29 protein-coding genes are annotated in these 19843 nt (G+C 67.1%); 1 reads left to right on the top strand and 28 read right to left on the bottom strand.

What is annotated here, in order from left to right; genetic code table 11:
* Nucleotides 1-114: 114 nt before the first annotated feature.
* The 28 genes from map to rpsL form a co-directional block, all read right to left on the bottom strand.
* Nucleotides 115-939 (bottom strand): type I methionyl aminopeptidase, encoded by an 825-nt coding sequence (gene map, locus BWI15_RS37800; protein WP_077019554.1) that lies wholly within the window; start codon nt 937-939, stop codon nt 115-117.
* Between the two features lie 97 nt (nt 940-1036).
* The gene (locus BWI15_RS37795; protein WP_202817802.1) at nt 1037-1609 is read right to left on the bottom strand and encodes an adenylate kinase; all 573 of its coding nucleotides are present in this window, start codon (nt 1607-1609) and stop codon (nt 1037-1039) included.
* On the bottom strand, nt 1609-2910 hold the full coding sequence (gene secY, locus BWI15_RS37790) for a preprotein translocase subunit SecY (protein WP_077019246.1): 1302 nt from the start codon (nt 2908-2910) through the stop codon (nt 1609-1611). Before secY ends, BWI15_RS37795 begins: the two co-directional genes overlap by 1 nt.
* 132 nt (nt 2911-3042) lie before the next feature.
* On the bottom strand, nt 3043-3483 hold the full coding sequence (gene rplO / locus BWI15_RS37785) for a 50S ribosomal protein L15 (RefSeq protein WP_077019245.1): 441 nt from the start codon (nt 3481-3483) through the stop codon (nt 3043-3045).
* Between the two features lies 1 nt (nt 3484).
* Complete coding sequence (gene rpmD / locus BWI15_RS37780; RefSeq protein ID WP_077019244.1) at nt 3485-3667, bottom strand: 50S ribosomal protein L30; 183 nt, start codon at nt 3665-3667, stop codon at nt 3485-3487.
* Nucleotides 3667-4266, bottom strand: a complete 600-nt coding sequence (rpsE, locus tag BWI15_RS37775) for a 30S ribosomal protein S5 (protein WP_077019243.1) — start codon at nt 4264-4266, stop codon at nt 3667-3669. The genes rpmD and rpsE overlap by 1 nt, the downstream gene beginning before the upstream one ends.
* Nucleotides 4267-4297: 31 nt before the next feature.
* Entirely contained in the window at nt 4298-4681 is a 384-nt protein-coding gene (gene rplR, locus BWI15_RS37770) for a 50S ribosomal protein L18 (protein WP_077019242.1), read from the bottom strand.
* 2 nt (nt 4682-4683) lie between these two features.
* A complete protein-coding gene (gene rplF, locus BWI15_RS37765; RefSeq protein ID WP_077019241.1) occupies nt 4684-5226 on the bottom strand; it encodes a 50S ribosomal protein L6 in 543 nt (180 codons plus the stop codon).
* A gap of 27 nt (nt 5227-5253) precedes the next feature.
* Nucleotides 5254-5661 carry a 30S ribosomal protein S8 gene (gene rpsH, locus BWI15_RS37760; protein WP_077019240.1) on the bottom strand — a complete coding sequence of 136 codons (408 nt, stop codon included), beginning with the start codon at nt 5659-5661 and terminating at the stop codon, nt 5254-5256.
* A 94-nt stretch (nt 5662-5755) separates the two neighbouring features.
* The gene (locus BWI15_RS37755) at nt 5756-5941 is read right to left on the bottom strand and encodes a type Z 30S ribosomal protein S14 (RefSeq protein WP_012923674.1); all 186 of its coding nucleotides are present in this window, start codon (nt 5939-5941) and stop codon (nt 5756-5758) included.
* 1 nt (nt 5942) lies between these two features.
* Nucleotides 5943-6515, bottom strand: coding sequence for a 50S ribosomal protein L5 (gene rplE / locus BWI15_RS37750; protein ID WP_143466127.1), 573 nt, complete (start codon nt 6513-6515; stop codon nt 5943-5945).
* On the bottom strand, nt 6515-6910 hold the full coding sequence (gene rplX, locus BWI15_RS37745) for a 50S ribosomal protein L24 (protein WP_077019239.1): 396 nt from the start codon (nt 6908-6910) through the stop codon (nt 6515-6517). The genes rplE and rplX overlap by 1 nt, the downstream gene beginning before the upstream one ends.
* 2 nt (nt 6911-6912) lie before the next feature.
* Entirely contained in the window at nt 6913-7281 is a 369-nt protein-coding gene (gene rplN / locus BWI15_RS37740; RefSeq protein WP_077019238.1) for a 50S ribosomal protein L14, read from the bottom strand.
* Between the two features lie 106 nt (nt 7282-7387).
* Complete coding sequence (rpsQ, locus tag BWI15_RS37735) at nt 7388-7684, bottom strand: 30S ribosomal protein S17 (RefSeq protein WP_012923678.1); 297 nt, start codon at nt 7682-7684, stop codon at nt 7388-7390.
* On the bottom strand, nt 7681-7974 hold the full coding sequence (gene rpmC / locus BWI15_RS37730; protein WP_077019237.1) for a 50S ribosomal protein L29: 294 nt from the start codon (nt 7972-7974) through the stop codon (nt 7681-7683). Before rpmC ends, rpsQ begins: the two co-directional genes overlap by 4 nt.
* Nucleotides 7974-8393: a 50S ribosomal protein L16 gene (rplP, locus tag BWI15_RS37725; protein WP_077019236.1), complete on the bottom strand. Its 420-nt coding sequence runs from the start codon at nt 8391-8393 to the stop codon at nt 7974-7976. The genes rpmC and rplP overlap by 1 nt, the downstream gene beginning before the upstream one ends.
* 3 nt (nt 8394-8396) lie before the next feature.
* Nucleotides 8397-9245: a 30S ribosomal protein S3 gene (gene rpsC, locus BWI15_RS37720; RefSeq protein WP_077019235.1), complete on the bottom strand. Its 849-nt coding sequence runs from the start codon at nt 9243-9245 to the stop codon at nt 8397-8399.
* Entirely contained in the window at nt 9245-9703 is a 459-nt protein-coding gene (gene rplV, locus BWI15_RS37715) for a 50S ribosomal protein L22 (RefSeq protein WP_077019234.1), read from the bottom strand. The genes rpsC and rplV overlap by 1 nt, the downstream gene beginning before the upstream one ends.
* A gap of 54 nt (nt 9704-9757) precedes the next feature.
* Complete coding sequence (rpsS, locus tag BWI15_RS37710) at nt 9758-10039, bottom strand: 30S ribosomal protein S19 (RefSeq protein ID WP_077019233.1); 282 nt, start codon at nt 10037-10039, stop codon at nt 9758-9760.
* Nucleotides 10040-10054: 15 nt separating this feature from the next.
* On the bottom strand, nt 10055-10888 hold the full coding sequence (rplB, locus tag BWI15_RS37705; RefSeq protein WP_077019232.1) for a 50S ribosomal protein L2: 834 nt from the start codon (nt 10886-10888) through the stop codon (nt 10055-10057).
* The gene (gene rplW / locus BWI15_RS37700; protein WP_077019231.1) at nt 10888-11193 is read right to left on the bottom strand and encodes a 50S ribosomal protein L23; all 306 of its coding nucleotides are present in this window, start codon (nt 11191-11193) and stop codon (nt 10888-10890) included. The genes rplB and rplW overlap by 1 nt, the downstream gene beginning before the upstream one ends.
* Nucleotides 11190-11885, bottom strand: coding sequence for a 50S ribosomal protein L4 (gene rplD, locus BWI15_RS37695; protein WP_077019230.1), 696 nt, complete (start codon nt 11883-11885; stop codon nt 11190-11192). Before rplD ends, rplW begins: the two co-directional genes overlap by 4 nt.
* On the bottom strand, nt 11882-12538 hold the full coding sequence (gene rplC / locus BWI15_RS37690) for a 50S ribosomal protein L3 (RefSeq protein ID WP_077019229.1): 657 nt from the start codon (nt 12536-12538) through the stop codon (nt 11882-11884). Before rplC ends, rplD begins: the two co-directional genes overlap by 4 nt.
* 14 nt (nt 12539-12552) lie before the next feature.
* Nucleotides 12553-12861, bottom strand: a complete 309-nt coding sequence (gene rpsJ / locus BWI15_RS37685; RefSeq protein WP_012923688.1) for a 30S ribosomal protein S10 — start codon at nt 12859-12861, stop codon at nt 12553-12555.
* A gap of 388 nt (nt 12862-13249) precedes the next feature.
* Nucleotides 13250-14443, bottom strand: a complete 1194-nt coding sequence (gene tuf, locus BWI15_RS37680) for an elongation factor Tu (protein ID WP_077019228.1) — start codon at nt 14441-14443, stop codon at nt 13250-13252.
* A 72-nt stretch (nt 14444-14515) separates the two neighbouring features.
* Nucleotides 14516-16627, bottom strand: coding sequence for an elongation factor G (gene fusA / locus BWI15_RS37675; protein WP_077019552.1), 2112 nt, complete (start codon nt 16625-16627; stop codon nt 14516-14518).
* A gap of 69 nt (nt 16628-16696) precedes the next feature.
* On the bottom strand, nt 16697-17167 hold the full coding sequence (gene rpsG, locus BWI15_RS37670) for a 30S ribosomal protein S7 (protein ID WP_012923691.1): 471 nt from the start codon (nt 17165-17167) through the stop codon (nt 16697-16699).
* Nucleotides 17167-17541 (bottom strand): 30S ribosomal protein S12, encoded by a 375-nt coding sequence (gene rpsL, locus BWI15_RS37665; protein WP_012923692.1) that lies wholly within the window; start codon nt 17539-17541, stop codon nt 17167-17169. The genes rpsG and rpsL overlap by 1 nt, the downstream gene beginning before the upstream one ends.
* A 457-nt stretch (nt 17542-17998) precedes the next feature.
* Here rpsL and BWI15_RS37660 point away from each other — a divergent pair, with 457 nt between their 5' ends.
* Complete coding sequence (locus tag BWI15_RS37660; protein WP_143466126.1) at nt 17999-19786, top strand: DUF1800 domain-containing protein; 1788 nt, start codon at nt 17999-18001, stop codon at nt 19784-19786.
* The last annotated feature ends 57 nt before the right edge of the window (nt 19787-19843 follow it).

Below are 19843 nucleotides of genomic sequence, written 5' to 3'. Positions count from 1 at the left end.
TGTGCCTCAGCCGGGGCGTGCCCGGCGTCCCCCGATGGGTGGACGCGCGTAGCCGGAGAGTGGACGACGCGAAGCTGCCCGGAAGTCTGCCCTGGCGGGCGAGCGGCGTACGGGTCAGTCGGCGAGCGGACCGAACGTGACGCCCAGCTCGGCCAGCTTCGCCTCGCCGCCGTCCAGGGCGGTCAGCACCCACGGACCCTGCGGAGTCAGCGTGAAGGTGTGCTCGGTGTGCGCGGCCGCGCTGCCGTCGTCGGTGACCACGGTCCAGTCGTCGTCGAGCGTGTGGTTGTCCTGCTTGCCCAGCGTCAGCATCGGTTCGACCGCCAGCGCCAGCCCCTCGACCAGCTTGGGCCCCTTGCCCGCACGCCCGAAGTTCGGCACGTTCGGCGGCTGGTGCATCGCCGAGCCGATCCCGTGCCCGACGAAGTCCTCGACGATCCCGTACGACGAGTTGGCGCGCACGTGCGCCTCGACCGCGGCCGAGATGTCGGTCAGCCGGCCACCCAGCTTGGCGGCCGCGAAGCCGCGCCACATCGACTCCTCGCAGATCCGGGCCAGCTCGAGCAGCTCGTCGGCGACCGTGCCGACGCCGACGGTGATCGCGGCGTCGCCGTGCCAGCCGTCGACGATCGCGCCGCAGTCGATCGAGATCAGGTCCCCCTCGGCCAGCACCCGGTCGCCGGGGATGCCGTGCACGATCTCGTCGTTCACCGAGGTGCAGAGCGACCCGGTGAAGCCGTGGTAGCCCTTGAACGACGGCGTCGCGCCCGAGCTGCGGATGTGGTCTTCGGCGATCGCGTCCAGCTCACCGGTGGTGATGCCGGGCTTCACCTCGGCGCGGAGCAGCTCCAGCGTGCGGCCGACCACCAGGCCGGCCTTGCGCATGGACAGGATCTGCTCACGGGTCTTGATCTCGATCCCGCGGTCCTTGAAGATCATCGACTCCGTACTCCGCATCGGTGGTGGCCCGGACGGGACACCTGGGACAAGCAAAAGGTCCGTCCGGCGACCAGACGTCGCCGGACGGACCCGAAGATCATTCGCCGAGGGACTTCAGGGCGGCGAGCACGCGCTCGCTGACCTCGTCGATCTCGCCGACGCCGTCCACCTCGACCAGCAGACCACGCTGCGCGTACACCTGCAGCAGCGGCTTGGTCTCGGCGGTGTAGACGTCCTGCCGGTGCCGGACGACCTCTTCGGAGTCGTCCGAGCGGCCGTCGGTCTTGGCCCGCTTGAGCATCCGGTCCACCAGCACGTCGGTGTCGGCGACCAGCGCCACCACCGCGTCCAGCTTGTGGCCGTGCTCGGCCAGGATGTCGTCCAGCGTGCCGACCTGCGGCAGCGTCCGGGGGTAGCCGTCCAGCAGGAAGCCCGCGCCGGCGTCCGCCTCGGACAGCCGGTCCCGCACCATTGCGTTCGTGACCTCGTCGGGGACGTAGTTGCCCGCGTCCATGTACCGCTTCGCCTCGAGACCCAGCTCGGTCTCGTCCTTCACGTTCTGCCGGAAGATGTCGCCGGTGGAGACGGCCGGGATGTTCAGACGCTCCGCAAGCACCTTTGCCTGCGTGCCCTTGCCCGCCCCGGGCGGACCCATCAGCAACATTCTCATCAGCGCAGGAACCCTTCGTAGTTACGCTGCTGCAACTGACTCTCGATCTGCTTCACCGTGTCCAGTCCGACGCCGACCATGATCAGGATCGACGTACCACCGAACGGGAAGCTCTGGCTGGCGTTCAAGAGGACCAGCGCGATCAACGGGATCAACGAGATCACCGCGAGGTAGATCGCACCGGGCAGCGTGATGCGGGACAGAACGTAGGAGAGGTACTCCTCGGTCGGCCGCCCTGCCCGGATCCCGGGAATGAAGCCGCCGTACTTCTTCATGTTGTCAGCAACTTCCTTCGGGTTGAAGGTAATCGAGACATAGAAGTACGTGAAAAAGATAATAAGGGCGAGGTACGTCACGATGTAGATGGGATGGTCGCCCTTGACCAGGTTGCCCTGGATCCACTGCGCCCACTTCTCGTCCTGGCGGAACTGGCTGACCAGCACCGGCAGGTACATCAGGCTGGAGGCGAAGATGACCGGGATGACGCCGGCCTGGTTGACCTTCAGCGGGATGTAGGTCGAGGTACCACCGAACATCTTCCGGCCGACCATGCGCTTGGCGTACTGGACCGGGATCCGGCGCTGCGCCTGCTCGATGAAGATGACCGCGGCCACGATGACCAGACCGACGGCCAGCACGGCCAGGAAGGTCGCTACGCCGTGGCTCTTGCGGATCGCCCACAGCTGGGTCGGGAAGGTGGCGACGATCTGGGTGAAGATCAGGATCGACATGCCGTTGCCGACGCCGCGGTCGGTGATCAGCTCACCCAGCCACATCACGACGCCGGTACCGGCGGTCATGGTCAGCACCATCACGATGACCGGGAACACCTTGTCGCTGTGCAGCAGCGGCTCGTTGCAGCCCTGGAACAGCCGGCCCGGGGTGCGGGCGAGCGCGACGAACGCGGTCGCCTGCAGCACGGCCAGACCGACGGTCAGGAAGCGGGTGTACTGCGTGATCTTGCCCTGCCCCGCCTGACCTTCCTTCTTCAGCGACTCCAGCCGCGGGATCACCACGGTGAGCAGCTGCAGGATGATGCTGGCGGTGATGTACGGCATGATGCCCAGCGCGAAGATCGCGAGCTGCAGCAGCGCACCGCCGGAGAACAGGTTGATCAGGTTGTACAGGTTCGCGTTCGCCCCCTGCTGGGACAGCTGCAAACAGGTGTCCAGCGACTTGACGTTCACGCCAGGCGCCGGCACGACCGAACCGATCCGGAAGATCACGACGATGAAGAGCACGAACAAGATCTTCCGGCGCAGGTCCGGAGTCTTGAACGCGTTGGCAAAGGCGCCTAACACCCTGTCCTCCCACATGTTTCCCGTGCCCGGTCAGGGCAGGGGCCTAGCAAAGCAGCTGGGCTGGAGACGAACCAGGGCTCGTCCGACGACCTGCGCACAATATCAGCGCACGAGCCGGACGAGCCCTGGCACTCACACCTCGGTGGTGGTTCCCCCGGCCGCCGCGATCTTCTCCTTGGCGGACTTCGAGAACTTGTGTGCCGAGACCTGCAGTGCCACGGTCAGTTCGCCGTCACCCAGCACCTTCACCGGCTGACCGTCCCGGACCGCGCCCTTCGCGACGAGATCGGTCACACCGATCTCACCGCCCTCGGGGAACAGCTGTCCGAGCTTGTCCAGGTTAACGACCTGGAACTCCACTCGGTTCCTGCTCTTGAAGCCCTTGAGCTTCGGCAGCCGCATGTGCAGCGGCATCTGGCCACCCTCGAACCACTCGGGGATGTTGTTACGGGCCTTGCTGCCCTTGGTACCGCGGCCGGCCGTCTTGCCCTTGCTGCCCTCACCACGACCCACGCGGGTCTTGGCGGTCTTGGCTCCGGGCGCCGGACGCAGGTGGTGAACCTTGAGCGCCATGTCAGTCAACCTCTTCGACGGTGATGAGGTGGCGAACCGTACGCACCATGCCACGGATCTCCGGGCGGTCGTCGTGAACGGCGACGTCGCCGATCCGCTTCACACCCAGCGTGCGCAGGGTGTCGCGCTGGTTCTGCTTGCCACCGATGCCGGACTTGGTCTGAGTCACCTTCAGGCGTGCCATCAGGATGCGACCTCCGCCCGCGCCTTCAGCAGAGCCGCCGGAGCGACGTGCTCGACCGGCAGGCCACGGCGCGCGGCCACGGCCTCCGGGGTCTCCAGGCTGCGCAGCGCCTCCACCGTGGCGTGCACCACGTTGATGGCGTTGGACGAGCCCAGCGACTTGCTGAGGATGTCGTGGATGCCCGCGCACTCCAGGACGGCGCGCGCCGAGCCACCCGCGATCACACCGGTACCGGGTGCGGCCGGGCGCAGCATGACCACGCCGGCGGCCTTCTCACCCTGGACCGGGTGCGGGATGGTGCCCTGGATCCTCGGCACCTTGAAGAACGCCTTCTTGGCCTCCTCGACACCCTTGGCGATCGCCGCGGGCACCTCCTTGGCCTTGCCGTATCCCACACCGACGGTGCCTTCACCGTCGCCGACGACCACGAGGGCGGTGAAGCTGAAGCGACGACCACCCTTCACGACCTTGGCGACCCGGTTGATGGCAACCACGCGCTCGATGTAGGCGGTCTTGTCAGCTGCCTGACCGCGACCACCGTCACGACCACGGCGCTCACCACCGGCGCCGCCTCCGCGACGCTGCTGGCCTCCGCTCATTTCGAACTACCTTCTTCCCTTGTCGCCGTCATCAGAAGCCGAGCCCGCCCTCGCGGGCGGCGTCGGCCAGTGCCGCGATGCGGCCGTGGTACTTGTTCCCGGCCCGGTCGAACACGACCGAGTCGATACCGGCGGCCTTGGCGCGGTCGGCGATCAGGCCGCCCACCGTCTTGGCCTTGTCGGTCTTGTTCGCCTCCGCACCGCGCAGGTCGGACTCCATCGTGGAGGCCGACACCAGCGTCACGCCGGCGACGTCGTCGATGACCTGAGCGAACAGGTGCTTCGAGGACTTGCTGACCACCAGGCGCGGCCGCTCGGCCGTACCGTTGATCTTCTTCCGGACGCGGATCTGACGCCGCAGCCGCGAAGCGGTCTTCTTGGCGGCGTGCTTGTTGTGCCGCAAACCGATCGCCATCGTTACTTACCAGCCTTTCCGACCTTGCGGCGGACCTGCTCGCCCGCGTACCGCACACCCTTGCCCTTGTACGGCTCGGGCTTGCGCAGCTTGCGAATGTTCGCGGCGACCTCACCGACGGACTGCTTGTCGATTCCCTGCACCGAGAACTTGGTCGGCGACTCGACGGCGAAGGTGATCCCCTCCGGCGCGTCCACCGTGATCGTGTGGCTGTAGCCGAGCGAGAACTCCAGCTGGGTCGGTCCCTTGGCCAGGACGCGGTACCCGACGCCGACGATCTCGAGCTTCTTCTCGTAGCCCTCCGTCACGCCGGTCACCAGGTTGGCGATCAGCGTGCGGGACAGGCCGTGCAGTTCCTTGCTCTTGCGCTGGTCGTCCGGACGCGCGACGGCGATCGTGCCGTCCTCGTCCCGGTTGACCACGATGGGCTCAGCCACGACGTGCGAGAGCTGACCCTTGGGACCCTTGACGGTGACCGTCTGGCCGTCGATCGTGACGTCGACGCCGGACGGGACCGTGATCGGGAGCTTACCGATGCGAGACATGAATGTGGTCCTCCTTCCGGTTCTTCGTCACCAGACGTAGGCGAGGACTTCCCCGCCAACGCCCTTGTTCTTGGCCTGCCGGTCAGTGAGGAGCCCCTGCGACGTCGAGATGATGGCGACGCCCAGGCCTCCCAGCACCTTCGGCAGGTTGGTCGACTTCGCGTAGACCCGCAGTCCCGGCTTGCTGATCCGGCGCACGCCCGCGATGGAGCGCTCCCGGCTCGGCCCGAACTTCAGGTCGACGATCAGGGTCTTGCCGACGGTGCCCTCCTTGGGCTCCTCGACCTGGTAGGAGGAGATGTAACCCTCCTGCTGCAGGATGTCGGCGATGCCCTGCTTGATCTTGCTGTACGGCATCGAGGTCGACTCGTGGTACGCCTGGTTGGCGTTGCGCAGACGCGTCAGCATGTCTGCGATCGGGTCGGTCATCGTCATGGCCTGGGGCCTCTTTCCCGCCGTGGTTTCGCCGGCCGGCGACCTACGGTGACTAGATGGTGGGTGGAGAAGTGTTCGGTGCTGAAGAGCTCGGTCACCAGCTGGACTTGGTCACGCCGGGCAGCTCGCCCCGGTGCGCCATCTCCCGCAGGCAGATCCGGCACAGGCCGAACTTGCGGAAGACCGCCTTCGGCCGGCCGCACCGCTGGCAGCGCGTGTAACCACGCACCGCGAACTTGGGCTTGCGGGCCTGCTTGACCTTGAGTGCTGTCTTCGCCACGTCAGTTCTCCTTGAACGGGAAGCCGAGCTGCCGCAGCAGCGCGCGCCCCTCGTCGTCGTTCTTGGCGCTGGTCACCACGGTGATGTCCATGCCCCGGACCCGGTCGATCCGGTCCTGGTTGATCTCGTGGAACATCACCTGCTCGGTCAGGCCGAAGGTGTAGTTCCCGTTGCCGTCGAACTGCTTGGGCGACAGACCGCGGAAGTCGCGGATCCGGGGCAGCGCGAGCGCCAGCAGCCGGTCCAGGAACTCCCACATCCGGTCGCCGCGCAGCGTCACGTGGGCGCCGATCGGCATGCCCTCGCGCAGCTTGAACTGCGCGATCGACTTGCGGGCCTTGGTGACCTGCGGCTTCTGGCCGGTGATCGCGGCCAGGTCCTTGATCGCGCCGTCGATCAGCTTCGAGTCACGAGCCGCCTCGCCGACACCCATGTTCACCACGATCTTGGTGAGCCCGGGCACCTGCATGACGTTCTCGAACTGGAACTGCTCCTGCAGCTTGCCGACGATCTCTTCGCGGTACTTGGTCTTCATCCGAGGCTGCGACTTCGCCTCGGTCACTGCGGTGGTCATCAGATCTCCTCGCCGGTACGCCGCGCGATCCGGACGCTCCGGAAACCGGTGTACGTCGAACCGTCCGGGCGCCGCTTCTGCACCTCGACGCGGTTGTAGCCGACGCGGGTGGTCACCTTCTGCTTCTTGCCGTCCTTGTCGACCTCGACCAGGAGCATCACGTTGGAGACGTGGATCGGAGCCTCCTGGGTGACGATGCCACCCGTGGTGCCGCCGCGCTGGGCCTGCTGCACCTTCGTGTGCTTCTTGACCCGGTTGACGCCCTCGACGACCACGAGCTCCTCGTCGGGCTGGACCGAGATGATCTTGCCCTCGAGTCCCTTGGACTTGCCGGTGACCACGCGGACGAGGTCACCCTTCTTCACGTGCAGCTTGCGCTGCGACTTGTTTGCCATGGTCAGAGCACCTCCGGAGCGAGCGAGATGATCTTCATGAAGCGCTTCTCGCGCAGCTCCCGGCCGACCGGCCCGAAGATGCGGGTGCCGCGCGGCTCACCGTCGGCCTTGAGGATGACGGCGGCGTTCTCGTCGAAGCGGATGTAGGAGCCGTCCGGACGCCGGCGCTCCTTCACGGTCCGCACGATGACCGCCTTGACGACGTCACCCTTCTTCACACCGCCACCCGGGATCGCGTCCTTGACGGTGGCGACGATCGTGTCGCCGACACCGGCGTAGCGCCGACCGGAGCCACCGAGCACGCGGATGCAAAGAATTTCCTTCGCACCCGTGTTGTCGGCGACCTTCAGTCGCGACTCCTGCTGGATCATCTGTTGATCTCCTGGTTGTCTCGCTGGTTCTCACTCACGTGAGCCTTGCGGAACGAATGATTTCGATTGGGTACAGCTGGGCGTAACCGTGACCTCGAAGCCGGGACTACTTGGCCTTCTCGAGGATCTCGACGATGCGCCACCGCTTGGTGGCCGACAACGGCCGGGTCTCCATCAGCAGCACGCGGTCGCCGATGCCGGCGGCGTTCTGCTCGTCGTGCGCCTTCAGCTTGCTGGTGCGGCGGATGACCTTGCCGTACAGCTTGTGCTTGACGCGGTCCTCGACCTCGACGGTGACGGTCTTGTCCATCTTGTCGCTCAGCACCAGACCCTCACGGGTCTTGCGGCGGCCTCGCGCCTGCGTCGTGCTCACGGTCTCGTCCTTCGCTACGTTCTCGGTCATGCCTTGCTCCCAGCCTTCTCGCTGTCGTCGGCGGTCTCCTCGGCCTCAGTGGCTTCGGCGGCGGCGACCGGAGCGTCCACCTCTTCGGTGATGCCGAGCGCACGCTCGGTCAGCACCGTGTAGATGCGGGCGATGTCCTTCCGGACGGCGCGCAGCCGGCCGTGGGACTCCAGCTGACCCGTGGCAGCCTGGAACCGGAGGTTGAACAGCTCCTCCTTGGCGCTGCCGAGCTTCTCCAGAAGCTCGTCCTTGCCCAGGTTCCGCAGCTCGGCGGCGGTCAGGGTGGCCATCAGTTCTCACCTGCCTCTCGGGTGATGAATTTGCACTTCATCGGCAACTTGTGAATCGCGCGGCGCATCGCCTCGCGAGCGATCTGCTCGTCGACACCGGACAGCTCGAACATCACGCGCCCGGACTTGACGTTGGCGATCCACCACTCCGGCGAACCCTTACCGGAACCCATCCGGGTCTCGGCCGGCTTCTTGGTCAGCGGGCGGTCCGGGTAGATGTTGATCCAGACCTTTCCGCCACGCTTGATGTGCCGGGTCATCGCGATACGCGCCGACTCGATCTGCCGGTTGGTGACGTAGTGGCTCTCCAGCGCCTGGATGCCGAAGTCACCGAAGGCCAGCGAGGTACCGCCCTTGGCAGCGCCGGAGCGCTTCGGGTGGTGCTGCTTGCGGTGCTTGACCTTGCGGGGGATGAGCATGGTTCAGCTCTCCGTTCCGGTCGTCTCGGCCGGCTTCTCGGCGGCCGGAGCAGTGGTGGCCTCGGCCTTCGGGGCCTCGTTACGGGCGCCGCCGTCACGACGGTCGTCCCGGCGTCCGCCGCCACCGCGCTCGCCACCACGGCCACCGCGGTCGTCACGGCGAGCCGGACGGCGGTTCTGCTGGTTGGCGGCACGGGCCGCGGCCTGGGCCTCGCGCTCGGCGCGGGAGCCGGACACGTCGCCCTTGTAGATCCAGACCTTCACGCCGATCCGGCCGAAGGTCGTACGGGCCTCGTAGAAGCCGTAGTCGACGTCCGCGCGGAGCGTGTGCAGCGGCACCCGGCCCTCGCGGTAGAACTCCGACCGCGACATCTCGGCGCCACCGAGCCGGCCGGAGCACTGGATCCGGATGCCCAGGGCGCCGCCACGCATGGTGGTCTGCATCGCCTTGCGCATCGCGCGACGGAACGCCACGCGGCCGGACAGCTGCTCGGCCACGCCCTGGGCGACCAGCTGCGCGTCGACCTCGGCGTTCTTGACCTCGAGGATGTTCAGCTGCACCTGCTTGCCGGTGAGCTCCTCGAGGCTGCCACGGATCCGGTCCGCCTCGGCGCCGCGGCGACCGATCACGATGCCCGGACGGGCGGTGTGGATGTCGACCCGAACGCGGTCACGGGTGCGCTCGATCTCCACGCGGGAGATGCCGGCACGCTCCATGCCCTTGCTCAGCAGACGGCGGATCTTGACGTCCTCGCCGACGTAGTCCTTGTACAGCTTGTCGGCGTACCAGCGGCTCTTGTGGTCCGTGCTGATACCGAGGCGGAACCCGTGCGGGTTTACCTTCTGGCCCACTAGCGGGTCCTGCCCTTCTTCTCAGCGGCCTTCTTGCCATCGGCCTTCTTGGCGGGCTCGGAGTCGTCGCGCGGACCGACGACCACGGTGATGTGGCTGGTCCGCTTGTCGATCCGGGTGGCCCGGCCCTGCGCGCGGGGGCGGTGACGCTTCAGCGTCGGACCCTCGTCCACGAAGGCCTTCACCACGACCAGGTCGGCGCGGCTCAGGTGCTCGGTGCCCTCGGCGTTCGCCGCGGCGCTGTCGACGACCTTGTACACGGTCGCGGCAGCGGCCTGCGGGGCGAACTTCAGAGTGGCGAGTGCGTCGTCGATACCCATCCCGCGCACCAGGTCCACCACGCGACGCGCCTTCATCGGCGTCACGCGGACGAAGCGCGCGACCGCGAAGGCCCCGGGCTCGTCGCCCAACAGGCTCTCGCGACGGGCACTGACGGCCCTACGCTCTTGAACGCTCATGATGTTCGAATCTCTCCGTAGGTTTTGCTAACGCGTTCGTCAACTGACCAGAGGTCAGCGACGCCGTGACTTGCGGTCGTCCTTCTCGTGACCCTTGAACGTGCGGGTCGGTGCGAACTCGCCGAGCTTGTGCCCGACCATCGCGTCCGTCACGAACACCGGCACGTGCTTGCGGCCGTCGTGCACCGCGAGCGTGTGGCCGATCATGTCGGGAATGATCATCGACCGGCGAGACCAGGTCTTGATCACGTTCTTGGTGCCCTTTTCGTTCTGCACCTCCACCTTCTTGAGCAGGTGGTGGTCGACGAACGGGCCCTTCTTGAGGCTGCGTGGCATCTGTCCGGCTCCCTATCAGCGCTTCTTGCCGGCCTTGCGGCGCCGGACGATCATGCGGTCGCTTTCCTTGCGGGTGCGGGTCCGGCCCTCGGGCTGGCCCCACGGGGACACCGGGTGGCGTCCACCCGAGGTCTTGCCCTCACCACCACCGTGCGGGTGGTCGACCGGGTTCATCGCGACACCACGGACGGTCGGGCGCTTGCCCTTCCAGCGCATCCGGCCGGCCTTGCCCCAGTTGATGTTCGACTGCTCGCCGTTGCCGACCTCACCGAGGGTGGCGCGGCAGCGCACGTCGACCATCCGGACCTCGCCCGACGGCATCCGCAGGGTGGCCATCCGGCCCTCCTTGGCGACCAGCTGAACGCTGGCACCGGCGGAGCGGGCCATCTTGGCGCCACCACCCGGACGCAGCTCGACGGCGTGCACCGTGGAGCCGACCGGGATGTTGCGCAGCGGCAGGTTGTTGCCCACCTTGATGTCGGCGGCCGGGCCGTTCTCGACGATCGTGCCCTGCTTCAGGTTCGACGGGGCGAGGATGTAGCGCTTCTCGCCGTCGACGTAGTGCAGCAGCGCGATCCGCGCGGTGCGGTTCGGGTCGTACTCGATCTCGGCCACCTTCGCCGGGACGCCGTCCTTGTCGTACCGCTTGAAGTCGATCAGCCGGTACGCCCGCTTGTGACCGCCACCGTGGTGCCGGGTGGTGATCTTGCCGGAGTTGTTCCGGCCGCCCTTCTTGGGCAGCGGGCGGAGCAGGGACTTCTCAGGGGTCGAACGGGTGAGCTCGACGAAGTCGGCCACGCTCGAGCCACGGCGGCCCGGCGTCGTCGGCTTGTATTTGCGGATACCCATTACGACTGGCCTCCGAAGATGTCGATGCGGTCGTCGCCGGACAGGCTGACGATCGCTCGCTTGGTGTCCGGGCGCTTGCCCCAGCCGGCACGGGTCCGGCGGCGCTTGCCCTTGCGGTTGATCGTGTTGACGCTGGTCACGCGGACCTTGAACACCTTCTCGACCGCGAGCTTGATCTCGGTCTTGTTGGCGTCCGGGGCGACCTCGAACGTGTACTTCTGCTCGTCCAGCAGGCCGTAGCTCTTCTCGCTCACGACCGGCCGCAGCAGCACGTCCCGCGGGTCCTTGTTGACTCCGTGGCTCATGCCTCTACCTCCTGCTCGGCTTCGGTCGACGTCGCGACAGCCTTGACGGACTTGCCCTTCGGCGCGCCGGCGACGAACGCGTCGAGCGCTGCCTTGGTGTAGACCACCGCGTCGCTGCACAGCACGTCGTAGGCGTTCAGCTGGTCGGCGGCGATCAGGTGCACGGTCGGCACGTTGCGCAGGCTCAGCCAGGTCAGCTCGTCGGCGCGGTCGACGACGACCAGCACCTTGGCGTGCTCGGTGACCTCGGCCAGCACCTTCAGTGCCGACTTGGTGGAGGGCGCGTCGCCGTCCACGAAGGACTCGACCACGAAGACGCGGCCGTCACGGGCCCGGTCCGAGAGCGCACCGCGCAGAGCGGCGGCGATCATCTTCTTCGGGGTCCGCTGGCTGTAGTCGCGCGGCGTCGGGCCGTGCACGACGCCACCACCGGTGAACTGCGGTGCGCGGGTCGAACCCTGGCGGGCGCGGCCGGTGCCCTTCTGGCGGTACGGCTTGGCGCCACCACCGGAAACCTCGGCGCGCGTCTTCACCTTGTGGGTGCCCTGGCGGGCGGCGGCCAGCTGGGCCACCACGACCTGGTGAATCAGCGGGATGTTCACCTGGACGTCGAACAGCTCGGCGGGGAGCTCGGCGGAGCCCTTCTTGCTGACCTTGTCGCCCTTGACGACGACTACGTCGACGGTGCTCACTTGCTCGCTCCCTTCGCGGCGTTGCGGATCAGCACGAGGCCGCCCTTGGGACCGGGGACAGCACCCTTGATCAGGATGAGTCCGCGCTCGGCGTCGATCGCGTGAACCTTCACGTTCTGCGTGGTGACCTGCTCGTGGCCCATCCGACCAGCCATCCGCATGCCCTTGAAGACCCGGCCCGGGGTGGCGCAGCCGCCGATGGAGCCCGGCGAACGGTGCTTCTTGTGCACACCGTGGGTGGCGCGCAGACCGTGGAAGCCGTGGCGCTTCATCACACCGGCGAAGCCCTTGCCCTTGCTGGTGGCGGACACGTCGACGATCTCGCCGGCCGTGAAGGCCTCGGCGTTGATCTCCTGGCCGAGCGTGTACTCGCTCGCGTCAGCGGTGCGCAGCTCCAGCAGGTGCCGGCGCGGGGTCACACCGGCCTTGTCGAAGTGGCCGCGCAGGGGCTTGGTCACCTTGCGCGGGTCGATGTCGCCGAACGCGATCTGCAGACCGTCGTAGCCGTGGCTGGCCGAGGTACGCACCTCGGTCACCACGCACGGACCGGCCTGGATCACGGTGACGGGGACGACTCGGTTGTTCTCGTCCCAGGTCTGGGTCATACCGAGCTTGGTGCCCAGCAGCCCTCGCGTGTTCTTCTGCTTGCTCATAGGTCAGCGTTCCCTCAGAGCTTGATCTCGATGTCGACACCGGCCGGGAGGTCGAGCCGCATCAGCGAGTCGACGGTCTTCGGCGTGGGGTCGATGATGTCGATGAGCCGCTTGTGGGTGCGCATCTCGAAGTGCTCGCGGCTGTCCTTGTACTTGTGCGGCGAGCGGATGACGCAGAACACGTTCTTTTCCGTCGGCAACGGCACCGGGCCAGCAACCTTCGCACCAGTACGCGTCACCGTGTCGACAATCTTGCGCGCCGAGCTGTCGATGACCTCGTGGTCGTAGGCCTTCAGCCGGATGCGGATCTTCTGTCCCGCCATCGCTTCGCTTCGTCCTTCTCTATCGTCTTCGTTGCGTTGCTCCGACCCCCGCGGTCGGGTGTGTCGCATACGGGGCACATACGTGCGCCAGCAGCAACTCTTTCGACCCTGGGATGGAGATCGGGGCCTGGTCTCGGACCAGACCTCGGCATGGTCTCCGGTCCGGCGCACCAGCCCAGACCTGATCGGTCTGCCGGACCTCAATCGGTCCTGGGGTGCGCCCCGGCGGCCTCGCCTGAGCAACCTGAATATTGTGCCAGAGATCGGCATCGGAATGCCAATCGAGGTGGCTTCACGCCTGAGCCGACTCCCGTTCGGGGTGCCGGACCAGGCACAAAGCAGAGGTCCGCGGGGGCTCAGTGAGTGAGCCCTCGCGGACCTCGTGGAATCACTTGACGATCTTGGTGACCCGGCCGGCGCCGACGGTGCGGCCACCTTCACGGATCGCGAACTTCAGACCCTCTTCCATGGCGATCGGCTGGATCAGCTCGACCGACATGTCGGTGTTGTCGCCCGGCATGACCATCTCGGTGCCCTCGGGCAGCGTGACGACACCGGTGACGTCGGTGGTGCGGAAGTAGAACTGCGGGCGGTAGTTCTGGAAGAACGGCGTGTGCCGGCCGCCCTCCTCCTTCGACAGGATGTAGACCGAAGCGTCGAAGTTGGTGTGCGGGGTGGTCGTGCCCGGCTTGATCACGACCATGCCGCGCTCGACGTCCTCGCGCTTGGTGCCGCGCAGCAGCAGACCGACGTTCTCACCGGCCTGGCCCTCGTCGAGCAGCTTGCGGAACATCTCGATACCGGTGACCGTGGTGGTCTGCTTCTCCGGACGGATACCGACGATGTCGACGGTCTCGTTGACCTTGACGACACCGCGCTCGATCCGGCCGGTGATGACCGTGCCGCGACCCGTGATGGTGAAGACGTCCTCCACCGGCATCAGGAACGGCTTGTCGATCTCGCGCTCCGGCTGCGGGATGTACTCGTCGACCGCGTTCATCAGCTCGATGATCGACTCGCCCCACTTGGCGTCGCCCTGCAGCGCCGGGTGAGCGGCGACGCGGACGATCGGCGCGTTGTCGCCGTCGAACTCCTGCTCCGAGAGCAGCTCGCGAACCTCGAGCTCGACGAGCTCCAGGATCTCCTCGTCGTCGACCATGTCGCACTTGTTCAGCGCGACAACCATCGCCGGCACGCCGACCTGACGGGCGAGCAGCACGTGCTCACGCGTCTGCGGCATCGGGCCGTCGGTGGCGGCGACGACCAGGATCGCGCCGTCCATCTGAGCCGCACCGGTGATCATGTTCTTGATGTAGTCGGCGTGACCCGGGCAGTCGACGTGGGCGTAGTGCCGGGCCTCGGTCTGGTACTCGACGTGCGCGATGGAGATGGTGATACCGCGCTGACGCTCTTCCGGCGCCTTGTCGATCTGATCGAAGGCCGACGCCTCGTTCAGGTCCGGGTACTTGTCGTGCAGCACCTTGGTGATCGCCGCGGTAAGAGTCGTCTTACCGTGGTCGATGTGACCGATGGTGCCGATGTTGACGTGCGGCTTAGTCCGCTCGAACTTCGCCTTAGCCACTGGGGCCCTCCTGAAAAGTGTTGACTTACGCCGTACGCCGACGCGCTGTGGGTGGGTTGGTCCGGAGCGAGATTACTCGCCGCGGGCCTTCTTGATGATCTCTTCCGCCACGTTCTTCGGAACCTCGGCGTAGGAATCGAACTGCATCGAGTACGACGCGCGGCCCTGGGTCTTCGACCGCAGGTCCCCGACATACCCGAACATCTCGGACAACGGCACCAGGGCCTTCACGACCCGGCTGCCACCGGGGCCTTCGTCCATCGACTGGATCTGGCCACGGCGAGAGTTGAGGTCGCCGATCACTTCGCCCATGTAGTCCTCGGGCGTGGTGACCTCGACCGCGAACATCGGCTCGAGGATGACCGGGTTGGCACGCCGTGCGGCGTCCTTGAAGGCCATCGACCCGGCGATCTTGAAGGCGAGCTCGGAGGAGTCGACGTCGTGGTAGGCACCGTCGGTCAGCGTCACCTTGACGTCGACCATCGGGTAGCCGGCCAGCACACCGAACTCCATCGCTTCCTGCGCGCCCTCGTCGACCGAGGGGATGTACTCGCGCGGGATCCGGCCACCGGTGACGGCGTTGACGAACTCGTAACCGCCCTCGCCACCGGCCTCGACCGACGTCGGCTCGATGTTGATGATCACACGCGCGAACTGACCCGAACCACCGGTCTGCTTCTTGTGCGTGTAGTCGACCTTCTCGACCTTCTTCTTGATCGTCTCGCGGTAGGCGACCTGCGGCTTGCCGACGTTCGCCTCGACGCGGAACTCGCGCTTCATCCGGTCGACCAGCACCTCGAGGTGCAGCTCGCCCATGCCCGCGATGATCGTCTGGCCGGTGTCCTCGTCGGTCCGGACCTGGAAGGTCGGGTCCTCCTCGGCGAGCCGCTGAATCGCGACGCCCAGCTTCTCCTGGTCGCCCTTCGACTTGGGCTCGATGGCGACCGAGATGACCGGGGCCGGGAACTGCATCGACTCCAGCACGACCGGGTTGCTCGGGTCGGCCAGCGTCTCACCGGTGGTGGTGTCCTTCAGACCCATCACGGCGACGATGTGGCCGGCGCCGATCGACGCGATCTCCTCACGCTTGTTCGCGTGCATGCGGTAGATCTTGCCGATCCGCTCCTTGCGGCCCTTGGTCGGGTTCAGCACCTGCGAACCCGCCTCGAGCTTGCCGGAGTAGACCCGGATGAAGGTCAGCTTGCCCAGGTGCGGGTCGGCCGCGATCTTGAAGGCCAGCGCCGAGAACGGCTCGCTCTCGTCGGGCTTGCGCAGCACGACCTTGTCGGAGTCCTTGACGTCGTGGCCCTCGATGGCCGGGACGTCGAGCGGGCTCGGCAGGTAGTCGTTGACCGCGTCGAGCAGGGGCTGGACGCCCTTGTTCTTGAACGCCGTACCGGTCAGCACCGGGGTCAGCTTGCTGCCCAGGGTCGCCCGCCGGATGGCCGCCTTCAGCTGCGGCACGGTCGGCTGCTCGCCCTCGAGGTAGAGCTCCATGATCTCGTCGTCGGCCTCGGCCAGCGTCTCGATCAGCTTGTCGCGCCACTCCGCGGCCGCCTCGGTGTGGCTGGCCGGGATCTCCTCGATCGTGTAGTCCTCGCCGATCACGGTCTCGCCGCGCCAGGTCAGCGCGCGCATCTCGACCAGGTCGACGACGCCGATGAAGTCCGACTCCGAACCGATCGGCAGCTGCATGACCAGCGCGACGGCGGCGAGCCGGTCACGGATCATGTCGACGCAGCGCATGAACTCCGCGCCGGTGCGGTCCAGCTTGTTGACGAAGCAGATCCGCGGTACGCCGTACCGGTCGGCCTGCCGCCAGACCGTCTCGGACTGCGGCTCGACGCCGGCGACACCGTCGAACACCGCGACGGCGCCGTCGAGGACGCGCAGCGAGCGCTCAACCTCGACGGTGAAATCGACGTGCCCGGGGGTGTCGATGATGTTGATGGTGTGGTCTTTCCAGGTGCAGGTCGTCGCGGCGGACGTGATGGTGATGCCGCGCTCCTGCTCCTGCTCCATCCAGTCCATCGTGGCGGCGCCCTCGTGGACCTCACCGATCTTGTACGTGATACCGGTGTAGAAGAGGATCCGCTCGGTCGTCGTCGTCTTGCCGGCGTCGATGTGGGCCATGATCCCGATGTTGCGGACCTTGGCCAGGTCGGTGGTGATTTGTACGGCCACCTCGGTGGTCTGCCTCTCGGTTCTGTGGTGCGTCAAAAGGGTGAGCTGGGGCCCGGATCGGGCCCCGGATCACCAGCGGTAGTGGGCGAAAGCCTTGTTGGCTTCGGCCATCTTGTGCGTGTCCTCACGGCGCTTCACCGACGCACCGAGACCGTTGGACGCGTCCAGGATCTCGTTCATCAGGCGCTCGGCCATGGTCTTCTCGCGACGCGCACGGGAGTACGACGTGAGCCAGCGCAGGGCCAGCGTGGTCGAGCGACCGGGCTTGACCTCGATCGGCACCTGGTAGGTGGCGCCACCGACGCGGCGGCTCTTCACCTCGATGCTGGGCTTCACGTTGTCCAGAGCGCGCTTCAGCGTGATGACCGGATCGGTGCCGGTCTTCGTCCGGGTGCCCTCGAGCGCGGTGTAGACGATGCTCTGGGCGATCTGCTTCTTGCCGTCGACCAGGATCTTGGAGATCAACTGGGTGACGAGCGGCGAACTGTAGACCGGGTCGATGATGACCGGCCGCTTCGGGGCGGGACCCTTGCGCGGCATTAGCTCTTCTCCTTCTTCGCGCCGTACCGGCTGCGAGCCTGCTTCCGGTTCTTCACACCCTGGGTGTCGAGCGAACCGCGGATGATCTTGTACCGAACACCCGGAAGGTCCTTCACACGACCGCCACGCACGAGCACGATCGAGTGCTCCTGCAGGTTGTGGCCGACACCCGGGATGTAGGCGGTGACCTCGATGCCGCTGGTGAGGCGGACACGGGCAACCTTGCGGAGCGCCGAGTTCGGCTTCTTCGGAGTCGTCGTGTAAACGCGCGTGCAAACACCACGACGCTGAGGGGAACCCTTCAGGGCCGGCGTCTTGTTCTTCGACACCTTGTCCTGGCGGCCCTTGCGGACCAGCTGCTGAATGGTGGGCACCGCGTAGGTCTCTTTCTGTCGTCCGGTCGGTTGCTGCGCGCCTGACCCCCGCGGTCGGGTGTGTCGCGTGCGCACGGGCGTACCGGAGCCGTAATCTTTCTGACTGTCGGCAGAAGTCCCGTGCCACGCGCGCAAACCCGCGAAACGAGGGGCACGCATGACGGCCCAGGATGACCCAGGCACGATCGTTAAGACTAGCGGCTGCCTCTAGCACGGTCAAAACAGATCGACTCTGCTGATCACGTGCACGCATGGGAGGTGGCCGCAGGATCAGTTTACCGGATCCCGCGCCCCTTCCAAGCCACCCCCATCGAATCTGTGAATGTGTGATCGGGGTAAATCTCCGCCGCCGCCGGTTTTCGGCCTCCGGGGCGCTGCGGCATAGTCACGCCCATCGGGTGTAACGGCCCGGTCACGGGGATCCTTTCGTACGCTGCGCCGCGCCTTGGAGCACCCTGTGGATCACGTCCCCGCCCCTCCTCCCCCGCCCCCTGCGCCCAAGAGCTCGCCGGTCGTCCGGCGGGCGGCGATCGGCGCCGTCGCCGGCGTACTGGCCGCTGGTGGGATGGCCGCCGAGCTGCTGTCCCGGCCCGACAGCCTGCGCAACCGGGTCGCCGCCGCTCCCGGCGTACCGAACAGAGCCAGTACGCCGACCAGCCGCGCAGCCGTCGCGCAACGTCCAGGGCTGGCGGCCGGCGAGGACGACCGGGACTCCAGCTACGTCGCCGGCGACCAGCGGCCGAAGCCGCCCGCGAAGACCGGTCCCACCCGTGACTACGCCGGGTTCGCCGCCGCTGCCAAGGCCGGCCGGACCGTACCGGGCCTGCTGGTCGACAAGGCGGGCCCGCTCACCGCCGCTCAGGCCCAGCGGCATCTGCTCAACCGGGCCACCTTCGGCCCGCGTCCCTCCGACGTGGAGAGCCTGGCGAAGCTGGGTATCGACCGCTGGCTGGCTGCTCAGTTGTCACCGGCGACGAAGGATCCGGCCGGCGACGAGGCCTGGCGCGCCTTCAAGCTCGCGGGCGCCGATCCGGCGACGGTCCGGCGGTCGGTGAACCAGTACGCCTGGGACGCCATGTTCGAGACCGGCTTCGCGACGCTCGGCCGGCAGGTCTTCGGCCGGCGGCAGCTGTTCGAGGTGGTCGTCGACGTGTTCGCCAACCACCTGCACGTCTCCACTCCCTCCGACCGCGGCTGGGACGTCGCACCGCAGTACGCGACGCAGGTCATCCGCAAGCACGCCTTCGGCCGGTACGCCGACATGCTCAAGGCGGCAATGCGGCACCCGGCCATGCTGCGCTACCTCGACAACGACACCTCGACCCGCGAGAGCGTCAACGAAAACCTCGGCCGGGAGCTGCTCGAGCTGCACACCGTCGGGGTCTCGTCCGGTTACACCGAGAAGGACATGCGCGGCAGTGCGTACGTGCTGAGCGGTCGCGGGGCAACGGAGGACGGCCTGTTCGAGTACCGGCCGGAGCGGCACCGCACCGGTCGGGTCAAGGTGCTCGACTGGTCCGCTGCCAACACCTCCGCGCGAGGCGGCCTGGCCCTGGGCGACAAGTACCTCGACTACCTGGCCAAGCACCCGGCGACCGCGAAGACGATCGCGCGCAAGCTCGTCGTACGGTTCGTGGACGACGTACCGCCGCGGGAGCTGGTCGCCCGGCTGGCCCAGGTCTACCTGCGCAACAACACCGCGATCCTCCCGGTGCTCACCGCCCTGTTCCGCAGTGCCGAGTTCTGGAACTCCTTGGGACGGAAGACGAAGCGCCCGCTCGAGGACGTCGTCGGGACTGCGCGCGCTCTCGATGTGCCGTTCGGTCCGTCCAGCGACAAGGGGCTGGAAGCTATGTACTGGCAGCTCAACAACCTCGGGCACGCGCCATTGGCCTGGCCGTCACCGAACGGCTATCCCGACGTCGCGCCGGCCTGGTCGTCGGCCGGCCAGATGCTGGAGCGCTGGTCGAGTCACCGGGCACTGTCGTACGGCTGGTGGGAAGGGCTGAAGCGCGAGAAGCTGCCGGCCGACCTGCGGCCGCGGTCCGGCGACACCTACCGCGAGTGGTTCGACCGGCTCGGCGTACGGCTGATCGGGCAGCGCCCGAACTCGCGGCAGCGCAGTGCACTGGCGCAGTTCGTCGGTGCGAAGACCACCAGCCGCGTCGACCTCGGCCGGATGGAGTGGCAGGCAGGCCACGTGGTCGCCCTGGTCCTCGACTCTCCCCAGTTCCTCGCCCGCTGACCTCGGCTCGGCCGCGCCGCCCCTGCGGCCGGGCCGCTCCTATTGGAGGAGTCCTGC

The organism is Kribbella sp. ALI-6-A, assembly GCF_001984195.1.
GTDB lineage: Bacteria > Actinomycetota > Actinomycetes > Propionibacteriales > Kribbellaceae > Kribbella.
The sequence above is the reverse complement of the archived record's forward strand: the minus strand, read 5'-3'. Positions and strand labels throughout refer to the sequence as shown.